Source organism: Bacillus cytotoxicus NVH 391-98, assembly GCF_000017425.1.
GTDB classification, from domain to species: domain Bacteria; phylum Bacillota; class Bacilli; order Bacillales; family Bacillaceae_G; genus Bacillus_A; species Bacillus_A cytotoxicus.
Map to the genome: position 1 here is coordinate 3,478,230 of NC_009674.1, position 18,402 is coordinate 3,496,631.

The window sequence follows — 18,402 nt, forward strand, 5'->3', positions numbered from 1 at the left end:
ATTGAATAGGTGTTTGTCTGTATAGGAATTCATCTTTTTTCCACTATGAAAAAGAGCAGCCTTCTTATAAAGGACTGCTCTTTTTCATCAGTTTGCAACAATATTAACAAGTTTTCCAGGAACGACAATTACTTTGCGAACTGTTTTCCCTTCAATTTGTTCTTTCACTTCTTCAAGTGCAAGTTGTTCCATTTCTTCTTTTGATGCGTCTTTTTTCATTTTCAGTTTTGCACGAACTTTTCCCATTACTTGAACAACAATTTCTACTTCATCTTCTACAAGTTTAGACTCATCAAATGTTGGCCAGCTTGCATATGTGATTGTTTCATTATAACCAAGCTTGCTCCAAAGTTCCTCTGCAATGTGCGGTGCAACTGGTGCAAGTAACTTCACGAAACCTTCTACATATTCTTTCGGAAGCGTTTCCGCTTTATATGCATCATTAATAAACATCATCATTTGAGAAATTGCAGTATTAAAATGAAGCTCTTCATAGTCTTCTGTTACTTTCTTCACTGTTTGGTGATATGCTTTTTCAAGCTCTTTATTCGGCGCATCTGTAATTTTCTCGCTTAATTCACCGTTTTCTTGAACGAATAGGCGCCATACGCGATCTAAGAAACGACGCGCTCCATCAAGGCCGTTTTCAGACCAAGCGATTGAAGCATCTAATGGTCCCATGAACATTTCGTAAAGACGAAGTGTATCAGCACCATGGCTTGCTACGATGTCATCAGGGTTTACAACGTTACCTTTTGACTTACTCATTTTCTCGTTGTTTTCTCCTAAAATCATACCTTGGTTAAATAGTTGTTGGAATGGCTCTTTCGTTGGAACAACACCGATATCATATAATACTTTATGCCAGAAACGAGCATATAGTAAATGAAGTACAGCATGCTCTGCCCCGCCAATATAAATATCAACTGGAAGCCATTGTTTTGCTTTTTCAGGATCTACAAGTGCTTCGTTATTGTTTGGATCGATATAACGTAAATAGTACCAGCAGCTACCAGCCCATTGCGGCATTGTATTTGTTTCACGACGGCCTTTTTTACCAGTCTCTGGATCTACAACATTTACCCACTCATCGATGTTTGCAAGTGGTGATTCACCTGTTCCAGACGGACGAATATTATCTGTTTTTGGAAGAACTAACGGTAATTCTTCTTCTTTCACCGCTGTCATCGTACCATCTTCCCAATGGATAATTGGAATTGGCTCACCCCAATAACGTTGACGACTAAATAACCAGTCACGAAGGCGGTACGTTACTTTTTGATTTCCTGCGCCTGTTACTTCAAGCCATTCAATCATTTTTGCAATTGCCTCTTCCTTATTTAAACCATTAAGGAATGCAGAATCGATGTGTTCCCCATCAGCTGTGTATGCTTCTTTCGTAATGTCTCCGCCTTTTACCACTTCTTTCATTGGCAGATCAAAAGTTTTGGCAAACTCATAATCGCGTTCATCATGAGCTGGAACTGCCATTACAGCACCTGTTCCATAGCTAGCAAGCACATAATCAGCAATCCAAATTGGTAATTTCTCTCCGTTTACAGGATTGATTGCGTATGCACCCGTGAATACACCTGTTTTTTCTTTCGCAAGCTCTGTACGTTCTAAATCACTTTTCGATTTTACAACATCAATGTAAGCTTCTACAGCTCCTTTTTGATCTTCTGTTGTAATTTCTGCAACAAGTGCATGCTCTGGAGCAAGTACGCAGTAAGTTGCTCCAAATAATGTATCAGGGCGCGTTGTAAAGATTGTAAATTTCTTATCTGTACCGTCGATATTAAAATGTACTTCTGCACCTTCAGAACGTCCAATCCAGTTGCGTTGCATATCTTTTAAACTTTCTGGCCAATCAAGCTCATCTAAGTCTTCTAGTAAGCGATCTGCATATGCAGTAATTTTTAGCATCCATTGTTTCATCGGACGGCGCTCAACAGGGTGTCCACCGCGCTCACTCTTACCATCAATTACTTCTTCATTCGCAAGCACTGTACCAAGTGCTGGGCACCAGTTTACAGGAATTTCATCCACGTAAGCTAAACCTTTTTCAAATAGCTTTAAGAAAATCCATTGTGTCCATTTATAGTAATTCGGATCTGTTGTATTTACTTCGCGATCCCAATCGTATGAGAAGCCAAGTGACTTAATTTGATTACGGAATGTGTTAATATTTTTCTCTGTAAATTCCGCTGGGCTATTCCCCGTATCAAGTGCATATTGCTCTGCTGGAAGACCGAATGCATCCCATCCCATTGGATGAAGAACATTATACCCTTGCATACGTTTCATACGTGATAAAATATCTGTTGCTGTATATCCCTCTGGATGTCCTACGTGAAGACCTGCACCTGATGGATATGGGAACATATCTAATGCATAAAATTTTGGTTTGTCTGTCTCATCTGGCGTACGGAATGTTTTATTCTCTTCCCAATACGCTTGCCACTTCTTCTCAATTTCTTGATGATTAAAGCTCATGAGATTCCCTCCTTAAAATACAATTTATTTTCACCGCCTAAAATACAAAAAACCTCTCATCCCTAAAAAGGGACGAGAGGTTATAGATTCCCGCGGTACCACCCTAAATTAATGTAAATACTTACATTCACTTAAATCCGTAACGTGGATGAACGGCCATTGCTACTTAAGTTCACAATCGCAACTCAAAGGCGAGTTCATAATGAAACATGGATTGACTTGCACCAACCGTCAACTCTCTAGACCCGTTTCGCTTACTACTACTCCTTCTCGCTGTTATTAAAAATATGAGTGAAGTTAAATATATTCTAAAACATGTTATATGTTCCGTCAAACTAAACTGCAATTTTTTCGTTCACTGTTTCTTCCACTTTTACTTTCTTATCAAAAATGCTTGTGGCAAAAAATGCTATTACAAGCATTACCATAATTGCTATAAACAATACTTCCATATTGTATAAATCAACAATTGCTCCACCAACAACCGGTCCAAACATTTTCCCTACAGTTGCTGCGCTATTGACAACCCCTTGATAAAAACCAAGTTTATCATTTGGCGCTAGTATATTTGCAATTGTTGGAACAGCCGGCCATACAAATAATTCTCCAATTGTTAATGTCACCATCGCGACAAGAAACATTGTAAATTGCTCCGCCTGACTTAATACAAAAAATGATGCTACAAAAATACCAATTCCGATCATAATTTGCTGCTTTAAAGAACGCTTCATTGCACGAATCATCATACTTACAAGCGGCTGTGCACAAACAATCATCGCTCCATTGATTGTCCATAATAAACTGTAATGACGCAAACTAATATTTAACTCTTGCATATGCGTTGCAATTGCCCCTTGCCACTGTACATACGTAACCCAACATAACGCATATGCTACACAAACAATAAGAAGCGCTTTAAATCCCGGTGTGAGCGAATACCCTTTGTTCATTTTAACTTCTGTTTGTAGACGTTGCTCTTTTTGATCCTCCATACCGCGAAAACCGATAAAAGCAATTAAAAAGAAAATAAAGTACAAAATAAAGTTTGCTAAGAAAATATAATCAAAGCGATAAGAAGCAACTAGGCCACCGCATGCTGTGCCAACAGCAATTCCGACATTTTGTCCAACATACATCGCATTAAATGCACGCCTTCCACCTTCTGGCCAAACTGCACCAACCATTGCATACATCGATGGAAAGACCATTCCCGAACCGAAACCAATTAATGCAAGCCAAATGACATACAATGGCCAACCATGGAAAAATACAAGACCTAAAATAGCAACAAGTGTAATCACAATTCCAAGTAACGTCGATTTATATCCGCCCCACTTATCAAACAATGTACCACCAAGCAAATTTCCAATTACGCCCGTAAGTGAGTTAATCATTAATACCATTCCGGCCACTGACAAAGATTTACCTAAATGGTCGTGTAAATAAATTGTATTAAAAGGCCATAAAAAAGAAGCACCTGTGACATTAATAATCATTCCAGCTACTAATAGCCATACTTTTCTTGGCATCGTGTCCCCTCCTATTCTGTTTTTTTCGTTCTTATATAACAGTAAAATTGTAGTCGTTTTTAAATAGGAAGGCAACTGATTAATAGTTGATGAAATTCAGATAATAGTAGAAAAAATACCGAACATTCTCTGCTCGGTATTTTTCCCTTACTCTTCTTTCGGAAGAACAATTCCTTTATACAATTGAACTGTAATTAAGTAGTAAATAGCGTAAATGACTACGAAAATAACAATTGGAACCCAAATGCGGAAGTACGGATCAATTAAAATAAATCCGAAGATATTCATACCAACTAACACATGGACAATACCTATAATTGCCGGAAATAAGAATACGAAAAATAACTCTTTATAAATAGATTTCGTTAATAACTCACGACGCACTCCAATTTTACGAAGCATTTGATAACGTGTAATATCTTTAGAAGCGCCAGAGAGAATTTTAAACATTAAGCAACTTGCCATCATTGCTAAGAAAGCAATTCCAAGGAAGAACCCCATAAATACTGTCCCGCTAGCAATCGTGTAAAATCCTGTATACATTGTATATTTACTTTGGAAGCTTCCTTCTTTTGCATTTTTATATTTCGCTTCCTGCAATTCGTCAAGTTTTTTCCATTCTTTTGTGTATGTGACAAAATCATCTGTTTTTCCAAGAAATACAATACCTTCTGTACCTTGCATATCGTTATACATCTTTTTATCAACAATTTTTATGGTATGATTAGGATGGACATAGAAAGGTTCTATTTTAAAGAATACTTCATTCCACTCTTCTGGCAGTACCTTTGCGTTAGGATCTTTTTCATTTCCACCTGAAATTGCTCCAACTGGAAGTTCTTCAGACACTTTTTTAAACTTAGCAACATCTTTTAAACTTTCCGCATTTTCACGATTAGATGTATCCATTATAATCGGACGATTCTTTTCTAAATCTTCATTTAAGTAGTAAACAAATTTATCGTCTACTTTATAGCGATATTCGCTTTTCTCTTGAAATGAAATCCCGTCTAAAATTTTCTTTTGTTCAGCTGTTGGATTATGAATTACTGCATCATATACTTCAAAAAGATCCACTGTATTCATTACATTATTTTTAAACGCCATCCCGCCAGAAATGGCTCCTGCACCCAGTGCAATTAACATCGCCACTGTTGCAAGTACTCTTGTTAAACTATTAATCCGGAAATTTAATTGTGCAAATGTAAAGGCATTCAATCCTTTTTCATTCCGCTTTTTGTTACTCTTTAGCTTTTTAATAATAACCGGAAGAAGTGCTCCGAACAGCATGTAAGTTCCTGATGTTACTGTAATTAGCGCAATAATAATGCCCATTTGCTTTAACTTATCCATATAAATCATGGAGGCATATCCAATTCCTAATAAAATAACTGCAAGTACCGCAATAATACTAGTTAGTTGCCCTTTCACTCTAATGCGCTCTGCTTGCGCATCTGCATGAACAAGTTGTAAAACGGAAATACGTGATAACTTAATACTGTTCATAATTGCTGATAATACAAATAATACAAAAAAGAAAATACAAGTAACGGTCATCGATGGAATATAAAACGCTTGATAACCACTTCCAGTAAACTCTAATTGTTTCATCAATAATTGACCGATTCCTTGTGCAAGCCCTGTACCAACTATAATCCCAATTACGAGAGAGGCAACTCCAATAATGACTGTTTCCATAAACATAAGCAAAGTAATTTTATGTTTCTTTGCTCCTAACATCATATACATGCCAAATTCTTTTTGGCGAAGCGATAATAAGAAAGAATTCGCATATAAAATATAAAAGAACGTAATAATTGCTAGTAAAAACGAACCAGCTTGAAAGACGAAAGTAATCGATTGAATGACCGAGTTAGATTGAAGAAATGCTTTATTCAACGCTAACGTTTGGAACATATAAAAAATTGAAATAGACATGACAAGACCAATTAGTAAGACGATATAATCTTTCAGCTTACTTTTTAATCCTGACATAGACAGCTTAAATAACATCCTGTTACCTCCTTTCTTACGCTTTTTTTGTGCCTAAATCTGCAAGCACATCTAATATTTCTTTATAAAAGTCTTCACGTGTTCCACTTCGATGAATCTCTTTATATAACTCACCATCTTGAATGAATAAAATACGCTCACAGTAACTTGCACTGTATGGATCGTGCGTTACCATCATAATGGATACACCTTGTTCTTCATTTAAATTCTTCATGGCTTCTAAAAGGCTTGTTGCATTTTTGGAATCAAGCGCTCCGGTTGGCTCGTCCCCTAAAATAATAGCTGGCTCATGCACAAGGGCACGTGCTGCTGCTGAACGTTGCTTTTGTCCCCCAGATACTTCAGATGGATATTTTTGAAGTATCTCTGAAATCCCTAGCATTTCTGCTACCTTTTCTACTTTTGGTCCAATCTTGCGTGATGAAACACCTTGAAGTGATAGCGGAAGAGCAATGTTTTCATAAATCGTTAAGTTCTCCAGTAAGTTGAAGTCTTGAAAGATAAATCCTAATTTTTGAGAACGAAAATCAGATAGCTCCCCTTGCTTCATCTTTGTAATATCCGTTCCTGCAATTTCAACAACACCACCTGTTGCTTTATCTAACGTTGAAATCACATTTAGTAATGTTGTTTTCCCAGAACCAGATGGTCCCATAATCCCAACAAATTCTCCCTCTTGAATCGAAAACGATACACCTTTTAAAGCATAAGATTGATTTTCACCTTTTTTACCGTACACTTTTTGGACGTTTTTTACGTCTACAACTGATTTGCTCATATACATCCTCCTACATGTTTTCTGCTTCCTATTTTGCATCTTTTCCCGAATCTCTACCATTGGTTAATATTACATTTACCTTACATTTTTGTAATATATATAAAGCTGGGCTTACATAAGCTCAGCTTTATATATTAACCTTTTAACACAAACTCATTTCCTTCATTATCTTGAAAGATCGCGAAAGTTCCCCAAGGCATTTCGTTTGGTTCTTGTTTAAACCCCACACCGTTTTTCTTCATTGTCTCATACGTCTCTGTCATATTGTCTGTTACAAATACAATTGATGCTTTTAACTCATTTGCATTTGGCATCATTGTTTTTGGATAAATAACTAAGTGTGACCGGGCTCCTTTTGGTCCTACTTCAATCCAACTTGCATTTGCCCCCATTGGGTCATTACGATATACTTCAAATCCAGCCTTCTCTGTCCAAAATTCAAGTGCCTGTTGTTGATCATCTACGTAAAGTGCGACTGTGCCAATATGTGCAATCATTGTTGTTTCCTCCAAATCTTTTCTCGGTTATCAAGCATAATATATTTCTCTATAAAAAGCGACTTTCATCATGCTTTATAAGCTACGAGGCAAGCTGGCTTATTTTTTAAGCAGCTTGTCACATCGTTAATTTCTGTAAAATTGTAAGCGTCCAATACGTAAGATTACAAAATAAAGTCAGGTCATACTTCGACCTGACTCACTCTGATTGCTTCGATTTTTGAGGTTGTCCTTTTTTACGATTACGTTGTTTCGCTTGAACAACTGGGTCAAGTTCATTTGAAAACTCAGCGTTATGCCCATTTTGTGTTTTTTGCTCTGGATTATTTTGATCAGAACGTTTTGCCACTTTTATTCACTCCTTATTAGTGCGGCGTAACAATCATTTGATGTTGCAATTGTCTAATTGCCATACGCACACGATTTAGCTGCTCACGCTGTTCATCATTCGCATGTTGCTGCATCACTTGTAAATCATTATAAGCTTGTTCTAACTTTAACTGAGCATCTGAATACTCCATTGTATTGTAATGCTCTTGCCTACTTCCAATATCTAACTGCTCTTTTGCATATTCCATCGCCTGTTCAGCTTGCGTAATGTATACTTCAAGTGATTGACGCTCTGCCATAACAAATTCCTCCTTGCCGTTACTTCCCCTTTAGTGTGTCCCTTCCATATCAACCTTATGAGTATGTTATAATGGATTTTGTTTTTACTGTACGCTCTTAAATGTAGGAGGAATATAAGTATGAAGGTTCAAAACCCTTTCCCATATACAAATGATAACAAACGTTACCATACGTGGAACTATCATTTACGAAAAGAATTTGGTGAAAAAATTTTTAAAGTTTCATTAGATGCCGGCTTTGACTGCCCGAACCGTGATGGCACAGTCGCATACGGCGGTTGTACGTTTTGCAGCGCTGCTGGTTCTGGTGACTTTGCTGGTGATCGTCGCGACGATGTTGTAACGCAATATTATGAAATGAAGGAAAAAATGCACACAAAGTGGAAGGATGGAAAATGTATTGCCTATTTCCAAGCATATACAAATACCCACGCTCCAGTTGAAGTATTAAAAGAAAAGTTCGAACCTCTTTTAGCAGAAAAGGACGTAGTCGGTCTCTCCATCGCAACGCGCCCAGACTGCTTACCTGACGATGTTGTAGAATATTTAGCTGAATTAAATAAACGCACATATCTTTGGGTTGAACTTGGCTTACAAACTGTTCACGAACGCACTGCGAACCTGATTAACCGTGCTCATGATTATCCAACATATATAGAAGGCGTAAATAAACTTCGTAAACATGGCATTAATGTATGTTCTCACATTATTAACGGCCTTCCGCTTGAAGACTATGATATGATGATGGAAACTGCACGTGAAGTGGCAAAACTTGATGTGCAAGGGATTAAAATCCATCTGCTTCATTTACTAAAAGGGACACCTATGGTGAAGCAATATGAAAAAGGACAATTACAATTTCTTTCCTTAAAAGATTACGTAAATCTCGTTGTTGACCAACTTGAAATCATTCCCGCAGACATGATTGTGCATCGCATCACAGGTGATGGTCCTCCTGACTTAATGATTGGTCCAATGTGGAGCTTAAATAAATGGGAAGTATTAAATTCTATCGATGCAGAGTTTGTACGCCGTGGAAGTTGGCAAGGAAAATTTGCAAACGAGGTGAAACAAGTATGAAATTAGAACGTGTCCTACCATTTGCGCGCACACTTTTACAAACAGCTGTCAAAGAGGGCGATTATGCCGTTGATGCAACCCTTGGCAATGGTCATGATGCTTGTTTTTTAGCAGAGATTGTTGGAGAGAACGGGAAAGTATTTGGATTTGATATTCAAAAAGAAGCCATTGAAAATTCCACTGCTCGCCTAAAAGAAAAAGGATTAGAAGAACGAACAGTTTTCATTCATGATAGCCACGATACGCTACTATCCGTCTTGCCAGCAGAAGCAAAAGGAAAAGTAACGGGAGCTATTTTTAATTTAGGTTACCTGCCTGGTGGCGACAAACATATCGTTACAAAGCCGAACTCGACAATTGCTGCCATTGAACAATTGTTAGAAATTATGGCACCGGAAGGAATCATCGTTCTTGTCATTTATCACGGACATCCAGAAGGAAAAATAGAGCGTGATGCTGTTCTACAATTTGCTGAAAGTTTGGATCAAAAACAAGCACATGTCCTTCGCTATGGATTTATCAATCAACAAAATAACCCACCATTTATTGTGGCCATTGAGAAACGTTAAATATATCGGCGATTTTTTTGATATATCGAACATAACTCCAATTATATCGGCGCAAATTAAAATATATCGGCGTTTCGACATGACATATCGGCCGCTCGACAAAAATCAACAAAGGGACGTGTGGTATGTGCACGTCTTTTTTGTATTGTACCACCCAAACAAAAACCATATAATGGATATACATATAATATATAGAAAGGTGGAAGTATTTTGTTGCTAGAACTAAAAGAAATCCAAAAGAAATATGGCAAACAACTTATATTAGAAAACATCCATCTATCCATTCCACAAGGACAAGCTGTTGCTATAGTTGGCGGCAATGGTACTGGAAAAAGCACTTTGCTCAAAATCATCGCTGGATTTATTCATCCGACAGCAGGCACAATTTACAAAGAATCGAGTATAAAGATTGGATATGTACCCGAGCAGTTTCCAGAAGATATTCGTTTTACACTCGAAGATTATTTATATCACCTCGGCCGTATTCATCACCTCTCAAAAGAGCATTTACAAAGTAAAATCCCTTCATTATTAGGAATTTTTCATTTACAACATGCGAATCATTCCGTTATAAGAAACTTTTCAAAAGGAATGAAGCAAAGAACAAATATTATGCAAGCGCTCCTTAGCGATGTTGATATATTAATGTTAGATGAGCCACTTTCTGGACTCGACCTAAAATCTCAGCAAAAACTGGAACATATATTGCTTACATTAAAGGAACAAGGTCTCACGATTCTCTTCACCTGCCATGAAAAACAACTCTTAGTAAGCTTGGCCGACCGAATTGTAACAATTGCCAATCATACAATTGCAGAGGACAAACTATTGGTAACCGATATCACTCAAAAAGAACATATTTATATAGAAGCGATCGTCCCACATACATTTTCTATCTCAGAATTACAGAAACAACCTGGCTACATCCATGTTACATATGCCGTAAAGCAGCATCTTATTCAATTGCACATCAAAAAAACTTACACAAATGATATACTTCACTATTTATTACATAACAATGCATCCATTACATTATTACAACCTAAATCGTTAAAACAAAAGGAGGATTTTTATGATTGCACTCATTCGTTACAACTTTCTTGATTATACAAAGTCATATAAATACATACCACCAATTGCGATGTATATCGTAAGTTTACTTTTTGTTTATGCCTACAAACCAAACCCAATTGTTTCCACGTATTTAGAAACTGCTCTTATGCTCTATTTACTTGCAGCGTGGATTACCATTACACTATTTCATACAGAAGACCCTGTTCAAGAACAAATTACTCTTTCACATACTAAAAATATACGAACCTTATACCTTGGCAAATATGGAACAGCTCTTCTTATTTGCAGTATTCTTTCTCTTATTTCTGTTATATATCCTATTGCCTTTCAAATGTTTAAAGAAAAAATGACGCTTTCCTTATTTATCACAGGATTTCTGTCCCACTTTTCTTTATCTATACTCGGCGTTTCCATTGCAACACTATTTACACGAAACATCATAAAAAAAGCAAGCACAGCTTGGCTTTCCCTTTCATTTATATTACTGATTACGATTGCATCCATTCGTCTCAAAAAAGAATGGCCCGAACTACTATGGATTTTTCCACCTATTAACGATTTTATGATGCTGAGTTCTTATAAACATAACTTGGCTATCCATACACTATGGCTTACTGCATGGTCACTTGCATATTCCTTTATTTTAATGATTTTGTTTCTTTATCTTGCAAGAAGAAGGAACACGTAGACAAAAACGAGAATTGTTAAATTTAAATTATGAAATTAGGAGGATATACAGAAATGATTGGAATACTAGCAGGAATGGGGCCGAAATCAACAGGGCCATTTATTGACACCGTAGTAGAACAATGTCAACAAATATATGGGGCAAAAAATGATATAGATTTTCCACATATGATGATTTACTCTTGTCCGACACCATTTTATATAGATAAACCTATTGATCATGAAGCAATGAAACAAGCAATTGTCACTGGCGCTCAAAGACTTGAAAACATAGGTGTTGATTTTATTGCCATGCCATGTAATACGGCTCATTTATATTTTAACGAAATACAAAATGCAGTCGCTCTCCCTCTTTTAAATATAATTGATGAGACGCTGAAAGAACTACCAAATCATATTCATAAAGTGACCCTCTTAGCAACAAATGCCACTGTGCAATCTCGTATTTATCAAAACGAAATTACAAAGCTTGGTATAGAATATATACATAAAGAGAGTTGGCAAAAAGATACAATACAAATCATTTCAAGCATAAAAAAAGGTCATCTACATAAAGCAAATGAATTATGGAATACTCTTTCTATAGAGTTAGCAGAAACAGTAGATGCTGCTATCATTGCCTGTACCGATTTAAATGTTGTCACAAACAGCGAAACTGGCAGCCTTTACTTTGTAGATTCATCTGTATGTCTTGCAAAAGCGGTTGTGCATCAATATATAAGAAACAAATCACAACTTACATCTTAAATATCCAAAATAAAAACAACCGACTCTTTTAAAGGAGCCGGTTGTCCATTTATTCTTCAATTGATAAAAATATTTTAATACTTCCATCCTTAGAGTAAAATTCAAAATCCGTTTGATAGGCTCGTTTTATATCACTTTGCCAAATTTTTTCCCAAGCGTGAAATACACCTTGCGGATTGCTATTGTCTACTTCAACAACGTAATAATTTCCAGCTGGAATAATCATTTTATGTGCCGCGACAAGCTCCTTTTCTGTGCCGATATACAAATCATACTCACCTGTATAATCACTTTCATAGTTCGTATAAACACCATATACGTCACCTTTTAAATCAAGCTGAAGAAACTCTTCCCATAACTTAAATATACTGTGTATATTTTGGTTACTTGTTCTCACCTTTTTCCCATACACCTGTTTTTCAGTAACTGCTATATTCATGTATATCCCCCCAATATTTAATAAGTAAAGGGTAACATACAAAATATGACAACAGTCTGTCAGCTTTTATAAATATATTCAATTTCTTCTCTATATTTCTTTTTTAGCCATAACGGTTCTACAATTTTTACATTTCTGCCAAACATCAGCAAAAATGGTAATATATTTTTATTAATATCATATTGAAAAGTGACTTGTACATCTCCCTCTTCAAGTATTTCAATTTCTTCATCCGTAAAGAAATCATACAGTTTACCTAATGTACTTTTAGAAAATAACAGCATAATCTGTTCTAACTTTTCTTTGCGCTCCTTTATAAATTCAGGCTTTCTATCATAAACAATCTCAGTATTATCATCGATTATGTCCATTCTTCTAATTCTAGTCAATTTGAATACTCTTAAAGCCTTTCTTAATACACAAACTGCTTCTAAATACCAGCTACCATTCATAAAATTTAGTTTTAATGGCTGAATGATTCGCTTTGATAGATGTCCTGTTTGTGATACATATGAAATCTGCAGTTTCTGCTCCTTCTCAATCATCACAAGCACTTTTTTCACCTTTTGTTTTGTCTCTTCTTCTATCGTTTCTCGGTGTAACGTAGAGAACGAAACTGTCATATTTGACGTGTGATCTCTCTTTGTTTCTTTCAATACCTCTATTTTCTTTTGCAAAATGGATAATTGCTCGTCATCAAAAAGCTCGCTTTTTAAAGTTAAACCTTCTAGTAAAAAACGCTTTTCCTCTTCGCTAAATGTAAACTTGTCTAATCGATAATTATCAATTAGCGTAAAACCGCCATTCTTTCCTAAATAAGAAATAATCGGAATGCCAATCGCCGATAACGCATCAATATCTCGATAAATCGTTCGTTTGCTAACTTCAAATGTGTTGGCTAACTCTTCAGCAGAAATGATATCTTTTTGCAGCAAATAAATAAGTATCGAAAGCATTCTCTCTGTCTTCACTGACTCCCCTCCTTATGTGCTAATAGTAAAAAGCCACTCTTAAACAGAGTGGTCTTTTTACGTCACTGCGCCATTTTCTTTCGGTACATCTTACCGTTCCAATAGAAGAATCGTGAAGTGAAACCGCCATATTTCACAATGCGCCGTGCTATATGCTGCATATTCTTTTTCTCTAAAACTTTTTGATCCGACAAATAAATCCCCAATAATCCGCGGCTAATTAAACGATGAAATTTCGCATGCGGCAAGTCACTAATACTTTTTTCCGCCTCTTGCACAAAATGTTTCATTCTTGCTAATATGACCTGCTCATTTTCATAATAGCTACAAAAATTCAAATCACCGCCAATTCGGTCTTCTTCTTGATCAATGAAATAATCCAGTAAAATATGAAGACCTTGCACGTAAGGAAAATACCCTTGTTTAATCTTTATAATATCCTCATCAAGTAATTCGTCATGGAAAGCATACGCCACGAGACAAAAAATTCCAAGAGTTGATCCTGCGCATGCTGAAAATTCAAACCAGCTCATTGGTGGAACACTTTCTTTATGAGCTTCAAACCACGTTTGTAAACGCGGCTCTCGTTCTTCTAATTTCACGTGCTTATGAATTTGCAAATCACAATAATAACATGCAAGTTCATGAAGAATAGGTGCAATTTTATCGTAATGCTTCGTTTTCCTTAACACATCCTGACAAGTAGCTACAAGTTCATCTAAATATCCACCATCATCTTGGTCATCACGATATCGATAATAATTGCCACCACTTTCACTTTCAGGTGTTAACGCCATTAACATTGATTCATGAAGTGCAGCAAAATCTTTCGGATCAAGCGATGTACTGCGATCACATAAATTATCTAAGTAATCGCTAATCGTCTGATACGCTACAATAAATCGAATACATTCCTCCCTTTGCTCATTTGCAAGTAGAGCTAAAATACTACCACCCTCACAATGAAACGTTTTATGTTCAATACTTGCAAGCGCTTGATTATGGAGTTCGTCATTCGGAATATGATAAGCACGCTCTTTCCACATTGCCAGCTCATGGTGTACTACCGGAAACACATCACGGTATACTTTCGCCATGAGCGTTATGGGATTACTCGGTACGTTCACTTCGGCCTTCATCTCCTCTATTAAATGTACAAATTCATTATTTATTTGTTTCTATTCTGTTATTGACATGCATTTCAGTAAATGACTTGATATAATTAAAAACTTCATCTCGCTCATACTCATTTAATAACTCATGATAACAATTCGGCCATTCTTTATACGCCTTATCACTGATTTTTAAATTATCAAACCATTTACGGACACTTGTTTTATCTACTAGTTTATCCTCACACGCCTGCATTAGCAAGAGCGGAACGTCTGGGAACTCATCTATTTTTTCATGAGCAATTCGTGTAGATTTTATCAATTCACTATACCAGCGAACGGATACCTTGCGCAAGAACAATGAATCATTTTCCATTGCATCGCGAACTTCTTTATTTCTTGTTGACATTTCCACTGTAAGATTCGTCGGAAATTGTAATTTCGGCATAACAATATTTAATACCTTCGCCAGAGCTCGAAGTGGTGCCGCTGGAGTAGCTAACACCCCTAAGCATGGTGAACTTAATATAATACCATCTATATCTTCGCGCTTCGTTTCTTCCATCATTCGAATGATGATAAGTCCCCCCATACTATGTCCCAATAAAAAAATAGGTAGTCTATACTTTCTCGCTTCTTTTATCCATACTTTGACCTCTTCTATGTATTCATCAAACGAATTAATATGTCCTCTATTTCTTGACGTTGTTCCATGAGCAGGAAGATCTCCCATAACAACATGATACCCAATGTGATTCCACTCTTCTGCCAGCGCTTCATAACGTCCATGGTATTCCATGGCACCATGCACAATTACGATAACAGCCTTTGCCGATTCCGCTTCATAATTCCACATATAATTCTCCTCCATTTCACTCTGTTTCATAATTTGATACACTAAAAATAGTCTCTAGGAAAGGAAGGCTGAACATGATCTATTCTTACAAAGATAAAAATCCGAAAATTGCGAGTAGTGCTTTTATTGCTGACTACGTTACGATTACAGGTGACGTTACAATCGGTGAAGAATCCAGCATTTGGTTTAACACTGTCATTCGGGGGGATGTGTCTCCAACCATCATCGGAAATAGAGTGAATGTACAAGATCAATGTACCCTGCATCAAAGTCCGCAATATCCTCTCATTTTAGAAGATGATGTTACAATTGGACATCAAGTAATTTTACATAGCTGCATGATAAAAAAAGACGCTTTAATCGGGATGGGGTCTATCATTTTAGACGGTGCTGAAATTGGTGAAGGTGCTTTTATCGGCGCTGGAAGCTTAGTTTCACAAGGAAAGAAAATACCTCCTCATACACTTGCATTTGGACGTCCCGCAAAAGTCATTCGTGAATTAACAGATGCAGATCGAAAAGATATGGAACGTATTCGTAAGCAATATGTTGAAAAAGGACAATACTATAAATCATTACAAAAATAACTCTTCTTGCTGCCATAACAATGGCAGCTTATTTTATGAAAATACAAATAGTTTCTTTACAAAATTTTATCCCGCTATTTTAGGGCAGCCCGATTGGTGAGGGCTCATAATCAGTGGGGAATGAAGCCCCCCTGATTAAAGTTTCACTTTATTATCTCCTCAACAAAATCTTATTAAAATAGAAGATATCATCTCAATATATATGTAAATGAGAAGGAAGATGTTCCATGAAGATGAAATCTGTCAGCTCCTTATATAAAATAGCGTGTTACATTTTCAAAAGAATTAACCGTTATTTCGATCAAAAAACATTAAATGTCTTTTTCCGTATCATTACACACATCGGTGATGCAATCTTCTCTATCTCACTCGTCCTTTGTCTTCTTATTTTTTTCAAAAGGGATTCTACAAATTATGCAGCAGCTGTTTCCTTAACAATGAGCCATATTCCTGTACAAATGTTAAAAAGATGGTATCCACGTAAACGACCTTATTTAACAATCCAAAATGCAAAATATCCATCGCATTCTTTAAAAGGCTATTCTTTTCCATCTTGGACACACAACAGCCATTTTTTCTGTTATCATTCCATTTATTTCTTTTTACATGTAAGTAATTCTGCATATTCTTCTTTCGTATTCACATTTACAAACCATGTTTTTTCTATATTCCATTCATCTCCCGTCACATACTTTACATTACAATGTGATAAAAGTTGCTCCATGCTCCGTTTTTCTTCGTCTAATAACTTATAAATTTTCTCTTTCACATTCTTATGATACGCCCCTAATAACGGCTGCTTTCTCCCCTCAACAATCGGAATAATCGCTTCATACTCATCGTCAATTTGTCCTGTTATTTGTTTTATCCATTTGCTAGAAATATTCGGCGTGTCACAAGGTGAAATCATATACCATTCTGCTTCAAGATGCTCCATACCAGATACAATTCCTGCAAGCGGTCCTTCTCCTTTATAGAAAGAAATATCTTCTATAACAGGAACTTCTATTAAATGAGCTACACGTTCTTTTATGCTAGCATGACTAATGACAACTATATCTTGCATTACATCCTGCATCACTTGAACAATCCGTTCAATAAACGTATACCCTTGCCAACTTACTAAGGCTTTCGGTTCTCCAAAGCGTCTAGACATACCACCAGCTAATACAATTCCTGCTACGCTCTTCATTGGCGATTTAGCTCAAATATAATATGCCCGAGCTCTGGCAAAATCAATTTATTCATCGCAAGACGCACAGCTCCAGTCGAACCTGGCATAGCAAAGACAACCTTTCTGCCCATTGTTCCCCCAATTGCTCTACTTAACATTGCTGCACTCCCGATATCCTCTAAATAACTAATCGTGCGAAATAGCTCACCAAATCCAACAATCTCTTTATCTATTAATGCCGAAACTGCTTCAATCGTTACATCGCGCTTTGTAATACCAGTTCCTCCGTTTGTTAAAATAACGTCGACATCTTCTTGATGATATCCACTTAATACAGCTTGCCTAATACTTTCTTTATCATCTTTTACAATTTCATAGGCAGTTACGAAATGACCTGCTTCGCTTAATAACTCATGTAATACCTTACCGCTTTTATCCGTTGTATCTGTACGTGTATCAGACACAGTAATTACTTTACAACGCACTTCTTTTGGCGCTTGTTTTTTATGTTCTACTACACTCATGCTCATTCTCCTCTTTTAACAAACTCTATTTTATTTTATCATACCCGATTCAATCCCTTGCTTATATGAAGCACATCACACTTTCATCATTATGTAGTGACGACACAAAATAATATGTTACAATATTAGTATATAAATCCATAAAGAGGAATCTTATTGTTTCTTCCACCACATATCATCTCTACGACTCACTCAATCACAATTACTATTTTTCACATTCTATAAATCGAACCGTATTTTCACAATGAGGAGGATATACATGGGACTCTATCAAAAACTTACAACAACATTTCTTCTTTTGTTTGCTGCTTCCATAAGTGCAGGATTTGCGTTAAAAGATGCTGTACCTCATGCAACGATTGGCGGAATTAGTTTTGCCACGTTTTTTTTACTATGCAGTGCATTTTGCGCTGGAAAAGCGCGTCAAAAGAGAAGATGATTGCAAATATTCCGCAGTAAGCCAATACTTTGTAAGTCTTGCAAAAAAGAAATCAAATCTTATGAAAAATCATGGATTCATATGCCTACCCCTAGTAGCGGGATGACAAATATAAAAAATATATTGAACTGAATGGACAAATATATTGTAATGCTTGCGCTGAGGTATGTACGAAACAAAATAATGAGATGAAATAGGAGG

At 36.4% G+C, this 18,402-nt stretch carries 20 protein-coding genes, 2 pseudogenes and 1 other annotated feature; of the genes and pseudogenes, 9 read left to right on the forward strand and 13 right to left on the reverse strand.

Features of this window, described 5'->3' with window-relative positions:
- Positions 1-87: 87 nt before the first annotated feature.
- From leuS to BCER98_RS17220, 7 genes are all read right to left on the reverse strand, one after another.
- The gene (gene leuS, locus BCER98_RS17190) at positions 88-2,496 is read right to left on the reverse strand and encodes a leucine--tRNA ligase (RefSeq protein ID WP_012095876.1); all 2,409 of its coding nucleotides are present in this window, start codon (positions 2,494-2,496) and stop codon (positions 88-90) included.
- A gap of 65 nt (positions 2,497-2,561) precedes the next feature.
- Positions 2,562-2,779: a binding site (T-box leader), on the reverse strand.
- 52 nt (positions 2,780-2,831) lie between these two features.
- Positions 2,832-4,025, reverse strand: coding sequence for an MDR family MFS transporter (locus BCER98_RS17195; protein WP_012095877.1), 1,194 nt, complete (start codon positions 4,023-4,025; stop codon positions 2,832-2,834).
- A 147-nt stretch (positions 4,026-4,172) separates the two neighbouring features.
- Positions 4,173-6,038: an FtsX-like permease family protein gene (locus BCER98_RS17200; protein ID WP_012095878.1), complete on the reverse strand. Its 1,866-nt coding sequence runs from the start codon at positions 6,036-6,038 to the stop codon at positions 4,173-4,175.
- A gap of 16 nt (positions 6,039-6,054) precedes the next feature.
- A complete protein-coding gene (locus BCER98_RS17205) occupies positions 6,055-6,816 on the reverse strand; it encodes an ABC transporter ATP-binding protein (protein ID WP_041810079.1) in 762 nt (253 codons plus the stop codon).
- A 134-nt stretch (positions 6,817-6,950) separates the two neighbouring features.
- Positions 6,951-7,313 (reverse strand): VOC family protein, encoded by a 363-nt coding sequence (locus BCER98_RS17210; RefSeq protein WP_012095880.1) that lies wholly within the window; start codon positions 7,311-7,313, stop codon positions 6,951-6,953.
- A 199-nt stretch (positions 7,314-7,512) separates the two neighbouring features.
- The gene (locus tag BCER98_RS17215; RefSeq protein WP_003208774.1) at positions 7,513-7,662 is read right to left on the reverse strand and encodes a hypothetical protein; all 150 of its coding nucleotides are present in this window, start codon (positions 7,660-7,662) and stop codon (positions 7,513-7,515) included.
- A gap of 16 nt (positions 7,663-7,678) precedes the next feature.
- Positions 7,679-7,942, reverse strand: a complete 264-nt coding sequence (locus BCER98_RS17220) for a YtzC family protein (protein ID WP_012095881.1) — start codon at positions 7,940-7,942, stop codon at positions 7,679-7,681.
- 120 nt (positions 7,943-8,062) lie between these two features.
- On the opposite strand from BCER98_RS17220, the gene BCER98_RS17225 reads away from it, so the two are divergent.
- The 5 genes from BCER98_RS17225 to BCER98_RS17245 all read left to right on the forward strand — a co-directional run bounded on the left by BCER98_RS17225 (position 8,063) and on the right by BCER98_RS17245 (position 12,099).
- Positions 8,063-9,022: a TIGR01212 family radical SAM protein gene (locus BCER98_RS17225; RefSeq protein WP_012095882.1), complete on the forward strand. Its 960-nt coding sequence runs from the start codon at positions 8,063-8,065 to the stop codon at positions 9,020-9,022.
- Positions 9,019-9,591, forward strand: coding sequence for a class I SAM-dependent methyltransferase (locus BCER98_RS17230; RefSeq protein ID WP_012095883.1), 573 nt, complete (start codon positions 9,019-9,021; stop codon positions 9,589-9,591). The genes BCER98_RS17225 and BCER98_RS17230 overlap by 4 nt, the downstream gene beginning before the upstream one ends.
- 210 nt (positions 9,592-9,801) lie before the next feature.
- Positions 9,802-10,695: an ABC transporter ATP-binding protein gene (locus BCER98_RS17235; protein ID WP_012095884.1), complete on the forward strand. Its 894-nt coding sequence runs from the start codon at positions 9,802-9,804 to the stop codon at positions 10,693-10,695.
- Positions 10,664-11,353 carry a hypothetical protein gene (locus BCER98_RS17240; protein WP_012095885.1) on the forward strand — a complete coding sequence of 230 codons (690 nt, stop codon included), beginning with the start codon at positions 10,664-10,666 and terminating at the stop codon, positions 11,351-11,353. The genes BCER98_RS17235 and BCER98_RS17240 overlap by 32 nt, the downstream gene beginning before the upstream one ends.
- 53 nt (positions 11,354-11,406) lie before the next feature.
- Positions 11,407-12,099, forward strand: coding sequence for an aspartate/glutamate racemase family protein (locus BCER98_RS17245; protein ID WP_041810081.1), 693 nt, complete (start codon positions 11,407-11,409; stop codon positions 12,097-12,099).
- A gap of 49 nt (positions 12,100-12,148) precedes the next feature.
- On the opposite strand, the gene BCER98_RS17250 is transcribed toward BCER98_RS17245, so the two are convergent.
- The 4 genes from BCER98_RS17250 to BCER98_RS17265 form a co-directional block, all read right to left on the reverse strand.
- The gene (locus BCER98_RS17250; RefSeq protein WP_012095887.1) at positions 12,149-12,538 is read right to left on the reverse strand and encodes a GyrI-like domain-containing protein; all 390 of its coding nucleotides are present in this window, start codon (positions 12,536-12,538) and stop codon (positions 12,149-12,151) included.
- A gap of 59 nt (positions 12,539-12,597) precedes the next feature.
- On the reverse strand, positions 12,598-13,509 hold the full coding sequence (locus BCER98_RS17255; protein ID WP_012095888.1) for a helix-turn-helix transcriptional regulator: 912 nt from the start codon (positions 13,507-13,509) through the stop codon (positions 12,598-12,600).
- Positions 13,510-13,571: 62 nt separating this feature from the next.
- Positions 13,572-14,636 carry a tetraprenyl-beta-curcumene synthase family protein gene (locus BCER98_RS17260; RefSeq protein ID WP_012095889.1) on the reverse strand — a complete coding sequence of 355 codons (1,065 nt, stop codon included), beginning with the start codon at positions 14,634-14,636 and terminating at the stop codon, positions 13,572-13,574.
- Positions 14,637-14,673: 37 nt separating this feature from the next.
- Positions 14,674-15,477 (reverse strand): alpha/beta hydrolase, encoded by an 804-nt coding sequence (locus tag BCER98_RS17265; protein WP_012095890.1) that lies wholly within the window; start codon positions 15,475-15,477, stop codon positions 14,674-14,676.
- A gap of 74 nt (positions 15,478-15,551) precedes the next feature.
- Here BCER98_RS17265 and BCER98_RS17270 point away from each other — a divergent pair, with 74 nt between their 5' ends.
- Positions 15,552-16,064, forward strand: a complete 513-nt coding sequence (locus BCER98_RS17270; RefSeq protein WP_012095891.1) for a gamma carbonic anhydrase — start codon at positions 15,552-15,554, stop codon at positions 16,062-16,064.
- A gap of 227 nt (positions 16,065-16,291) precedes the next feature.
- Positions 16,292-16,667, forward strand: a pseudogene (locus BCER98_RS23260) (phosphatase PAP2 family protein); the annotation flags it as partial.
- Here BCER98_RS23260 and BCER98_RS17275 read toward each other — a convergent pair.
- Complete coding sequence (locus BCER98_RS17275; protein ID WP_012095892.1) at positions 16,657-17,256, reverse strand: molybdenum cofactor guanylyltransferase; 600 nt, start codon at positions 17,254-17,256, stop codon at positions 16,657-16,659. The pseudogene BCER98_RS23260 and the gene BCER98_RS17275 overlap by 11 nt on opposite strands.
- The gene (locus tag BCER98_RS17280) at positions 17,253-17,762 is read right to left on the reverse strand and encodes a MogA/MoaB family molybdenum cofactor biosynthesis protein (RefSeq protein ID WP_012095893.1); all 510 of its coding nucleotides are present in this window, start codon (positions 17,760-17,762) and stop codon (positions 17,253-17,255) included. The genes BCER98_RS17275 and BCER98_RS17280 overlap by 4 nt, the downstream gene beginning before the upstream one ends.
- 259 nt (positions 17,763-18,021) lie before the next feature.
- On the opposite strand from BCER98_RS17280, the gene BCER98_RS17285 reads away from it, so the two are divergent.
- A complete protein-coding gene (locus tag BCER98_RS17285; protein WP_041810083.1) occupies positions 18,022-18,201 on the forward strand; it encodes a hypothetical protein in 180 nt (59 codons plus the stop codon).
- Positions 18,202-18,207: 6 nt separating this feature from the next.
- Positions 18,208-18,398 (forward strand): annotated as a pseudogene (locus tag BCER98_RS21400) (hypothetical protein).
- Positions 18,399-18,402: the final 4 nt, after the last annotated feature.

What these genes read in the sequence shown, in the direction of transcription:
- leuS (WP_012095876.1), bottom strand. Translation starts at nt 2,496, where the DNA reads ATGAGCTTTAATCATCAAGAAATTGAGAAGAAGTGGCAAGCGTATTGG.
- BCER98_RS17195 (WP_012095877.1), bottom strand. Translation starts at nt 4,025, where the DNA reads ATGCCAAGAAAAGTATGGCTATTAGTAGCTGGAATGATTATTAATGTC.
- BCER98_RS17200 (WP_012095878.1), bottom strand. Translation starts at nt 6,038, where the DNA reads ATGTTATTTAAGCTGTCTATGTCAGGATTAAAAAGTAAGCTGAAAGAT.
- BCER98_RS17205 (WP_041810079.1), bottom strand. Translation starts at nt 6,816, where the DNA reads ATGAGCAAATCAGTTGTAGACGTAAAAAACGTCCAAAAAGTGTACGGT.
- BCER98_RS17210 (WP_012095880.1), bottom strand. Translation starts at nt 7,313, where the DNA reads ATGATTGCACATATTGGCACAGTCGCACTTTACGTAGATGATCAACAA.
- BCER98_RS17220 (WP_012095881.1), bottom strand. Translation starts at nt 7,942, where the DNA reads ATGGCAGAGCGTCAATCACTTGAAGTATACATTACGCAAGCTGAACAG.
- BCER98_RS17225 (WP_012095882.1), top strand. Translation starts at nt 8,063, where the DNA reads ATGAAGGTTCAAAACCCTTTCCCATATACAAATGATAACAAACGTTAC.
- BCER98_RS17230 (WP_012095883.1), top strand. Translation starts at nt 9,019, where the DNA reads ATGAAATTAGAACGTGTCCTACCATTTGCGCGCACACTTTTACAAACA.
- BCER98_RS17240 (WP_012095885.1), top strand. Translation starts at nt 10,664, where the DNA reads ATGATTGCACTCATTCGTTACAACTTTCTTGATTATACAAAGTCATAT.
- BCER98_RS17245 (WP_041810081.1), top strand. Translation starts at nt 11,407, where the DNA reads ATGATTGGAATACTAGCAGGAATGGGGCCGAAATCAACAGGGCCATTT.
- BCER98_RS17250 (WP_012095887.1), bottom strand. Translation starts at nt 12,538, where the DNA reads ATGAATATAGCAGTTACTGAAAAACAGGTGTATGGGAAAAAGGTGAGA.
- BCER98_RS17265 (WP_012095890.1), bottom strand. Translation starts at nt 15,477, where the DNA reads ATGTGGAATTATGAAGCGGAATCGGCAAAGGCTGTTATCGTAATTGTG.
- BCER98_RS17270 (WP_012095891.1), top strand. Translation starts at nt 15,552, where the DNA reads ATGATCTATTCTTACAAAGATAAAAATCCGAAAATTGCGAGTAGTGCT.
- BCER98_RS17275 (WP_012095892.1), bottom strand. Translation starts at nt 17,256, where the DNA reads ATGAAGAGCGTAGCAGGAATTGTATTAGCTGGTGGTATGTCTAGACGC.
- BCER98_RS17280 (WP_012095893.1), bottom strand. Translation starts at nt 17,762, where the DNA reads ATGAGTGTAGTAGAACATAAAAAACAAGCGCCAAAAGAAGTGCGTTGT.
- BCER98_RS17285 (WP_041810083.1), top strand. Translation starts at nt 18,022, where the DNA reads ATGGGACTCTATCAAAAACTTACAACAACATTTCTTCTTTTGTTTGCT.